Raw genomic sequence first — 2,992 nt, forward strand, 5'->3', positions numbered from 1 at the left:
GGGTTTTGTCTTTCTGGCTGTTTCCTCTGCGGGCGGTGACCACAGAGGGCCATTCCTACAGCTCAGTTTTCTATGCAATCCCCACCTGCATGGCTATCATGCCCTCCTCATTGTGAGTCGAGATTGGCATGCTGAAGTTGTTGAAGCTCCTCAAGGATGGCCGGTTCCATTCCGGGCAAGACCTGGGCGCAGCCTTGGGCGTCAGTCGCGCCGCTGTCTGGAAGCAATTACAGCTTCTTGAGGCTGAGCTGAACCTGCCCATTCATAAAGTCCGTGGCCGCGGCTACCAGTTGGCCACGCCGTTGTCGTTGCTGGAAGAATCGGCCATAGCCGAGCTTTCCCAGGGCGAACAATGGCCAGTATTGATATTCGAATCCATCGACTCGACCAATGCCCAGGCCCTGCGCTCAATCAGCGAAGGCCAGGCTGCGCCGTTCCTGGTGCTGGCTGAGCGTCAGGCGGCGGGGCGCGGCCGACGCGGTCGTCAGTGGGTCAGCCCATTCGCGGAAAACCTCTATTACAGCCTGGTGCTGCGTATTGAAGGCGGCATGCGCCAGCTGGAAGGTCTGAGCCTGGTGGTTGGCCTGGCGGTAATGCGTACGCTGCAGGCCTTTGGTGTTGCCGGCTCGGGACTGAAATGGCCGAATGATGTTCTGGTAAACAATCAGAAGATCGCCGGTATCCTCCTGGAACTGGTCGGAGATCCTGCGGACGTCTGTCACGTCGTGCTGGGGATTGGTATCAACGTCAACATGCAGGTCAACGAGCAGATCGATCAGTTGTGGACGTCAGTGCGTCGTGAGACAGGGGTGGCAGTCGATCGTAATAAACTGGTGGCTGCGCTCAGTCAGAACCTGCAGCAGGATCTGCAGCGCCATCGGCAATCCGGATTCGCCGCGTTCCAGGCCGAGTGGGAACAATCCCATCTGTGGCAGGGGGCTGCGGTGTCCTTGATTGCCGGAGTCAACCGGATTGACGGAATTGTTCTAGGCATTGACCGGCAAGGGGCGCTGCGCCTCGAGGTCGATGGTGTTGAAAAGAGCTTTAGCGGTGGTGAGCTCAGTTTGAGGTTGCGTGATGATTCTTGAGCTCGATTGTGGCAACAGCTTTATCAAGTGGCGAGTCATCAGCGCTACTGAGGGCGCCGTTGTTGCCGGCGGCATTGTGGACTCCGATCAGGCCCTGGTGGCTGCCGTCACGGCGCTCCCTGCAGCGCCCCGGCGCTGCCGCCTGGTCAGTGTCAGAAGTGAGGAGGAGACCGCTGGCCTTTCGGCGCTGCTCGCCCAGCATTTTGGCTTGAGCGTCGTGGTGGCTCAGCCTGCCAGGGAGGTCGCTGGCGTACGCAATGGCTACGAAGATTACCAGCGCCTCGGCCTGGATCGCTGGCTTGCGGTGCTGGGCGGCTTTCACTTGGCCCGTGGCGCGTGTCTGGTGATGGATTTCGGTACGGCGGCCAAGGCTGACTTCGTTTCGGCCGACGGCGAGCACCTGGGTGGCTTCATCTGCCCGGGCATGCCGTTGATGCGTAGCCAGCTGCGTACCCACACCCGACGCATCCGCTATGACGATGCCTCCGCTGAGCGCGCACTGTCGAGCCTTGCCCCTGGGCGTTCTACCGTCGAGGCGGTAGAGCGTGGCTGCGTGCACATGCTTCAGGGCTTTGTCCGCTCGCAGCTTGAGCATGCCCATGAGTTGTGGGGTGATGATTTCACTGTGTTGCTGACCGGGGGCGATGCGCTCCTGGTGCAAAAGGCCGCTCCACAGGCCCGGGTGGTTCCGGACCTGGTATTTGTTGGCCTGGCCATGGCTTGTCCCCTGGATTGAGGTGCCTATGCGTTGGTTGTTTCTGTTGTTGGTGGTGCTCAACGTCTTTTATTACGTCTGGCACCAGCAGGAAGCGCCGTTGAAGGCCAAGGAAGTGGCGCCGTTGTCGCTGTACAAGGGAAATCAGCAGGATATTCGTCTGCTGAGCGAGTCGAGCAAGGGTAAAACTGCGCCCGAGCGTGGCCAGGAGTGCCTCTATGTAGGTGGCTTGGTGGGCCAGGATCAGCTAAAAGCGCTGCGTCAGCGCTTGCTGACCCTGGATATCGCTGCTGCTCCAGTGACCGGCCGCCTGGGGGACAGCACGGGTTTGTGGTTGCAGATTGCGCCCCAGAGCCAGCGTTTGCTGGACCAAACCGTGCTCGGGACACTTTCCCATGATTTCAAAGACTTAAAACATAAAATAATGTTGTGCGAGGGTATTGCAACTGGCGAATAGCTTGATAGAATGGCGCCCGCTTCACAGGGAACACCACTGAGGTGGTAGAGCTGGAAGCGGTGTCAAAGCAGCTAAGTTTCAGATTTGATTGAAAAAATTTGAAAAAACGCTTGACACTTGATCGGTATCTGAATAGAATGCCGGCCAATTCTGGAGGGATTCCCGAGCGGTCAAAGGGGACGGACTGTAAATCCGTTGCGAGAGCTTCGAAGGTTCGAATCCTTCTCCCTCCACCAGTTTTAGCGAGAGCCGCAAGCTCCGCGGGTATAGTTTAGTGGTAGAACCTCAGCCTTCCAAGCTGATGATGCGGGTTCGATTCCCGCTACCCGCTCCAGGTTTGCTGTTGTTGCACAGTGTTACGCTCTTGTAGCTCAGTTGGTAGAGCACACCCTTGGTAAGGGTGAGGTCAGCGGTTCAAATCCGCTCAAGAGCTCCATATAACAAGGCAGATATGAAAATATCTGCCTTTGTTTTAATGGTCATATTGACTTGCTTGTTTCTTATTGCTGAGGATTGTCTCGATGGCTAAGGAAAAGTTCGATCGTAGTCTGCCGCACGTAAACGTCGGCACCATTGGTCACGTTGACCATGGCAAGACCACGCTGACTGCGGCGCTGACCCGCGTCTGCTCCGAAGTTTTCGGTTCGGCCGTCGTTGAATTCGACAAGATCGACAGCGCTCCAGAAGAGAAAGCTCGCGGTATCACCATTAACACCGCACACGTCGAGTACA

4 protein-coding genes and 3 tRNA genes are annotated in these 2,992 nt (G+C 57.4%); all 7 read left to right on the forward strand.

Annotation, left to right across the window (positions count from 1 at the left end; all coding sequences use genetic code 11):
* The first annotated feature begins 128 nt into the window (after positions 1 to 128).
* Positions 129 to 1,088, forward strand: a complete 960-nt coding sequence (gene birA, locus UB48_RS26820; protein WP_045202402.1) for a bifunctional biotin--[acetyl-CoA-carboxylase] ligase/biotin operon repressor BirA — start codon at positions 129 to 131, stop codon at positions 1,086 to 1,088.
* The gene (locus UB48_RS26825) at positions 1,078 to 1,824 is read left to right on the forward strand and encodes a pantothenate kinase (RefSeq protein ID WP_045202403.1); all 747 of its coding nucleotides are present in this window, start codon (positions 1,078 to 1,080) and stop codon (positions 1,822 to 1,824) included. The genes birA and UB48_RS26825 overlap by 11 nt, the downstream gene beginning before the upstream one ends.
* 7 nt (positions 1,825 to 1,831) lie before the next feature.
* A complete protein-coding gene (locus tag UB48_RS26830; protein WP_045202405.1) occupies positions 1,832 to 2,260 on the forward strand; it encodes a hypothetical protein in 429 nt (142 codons plus the stop codon).
* 152 nt (positions 2,261 to 2,412) lie between these two features.
* A tRNA-Tyr gene (locus UB48_RS26835) sits at positions 2,413 to 2,496 on the forward strand.
* Between the two features lie 24 nt (positions 2,497 to 2,520).
* A tRNA-Gly gene (locus UB48_RS26840) sits at positions 2,521 to 2,594 on the forward strand.
* Positions 2,595 to 2,620: 26 nt separating this feature from the next.
* Positions 2,621 to 2,696: transfer RNA gene (locus UB48_RS26845), tRNA-Thr, on the forward strand.
* Positions 2,697 to 2,781: 85 nt separating this feature from the next.
* Positions 2,782 to 2,992: GTP-binding protein (locus tag UB48_RS26850; protein WP_007952081.1), on the forward strand; the 211-nt coding region annotated here is incomplete at its 3' end.

It is taken from the genome of Pseudomonas sp. 2(2015), from assembly GCF_000955865.1.
GTDB lineage: Bacteria > Pseudomonadota > Gammaproteobacteria > Pseudomonadales > Pseudomonadaceae > Aquipseudomonas.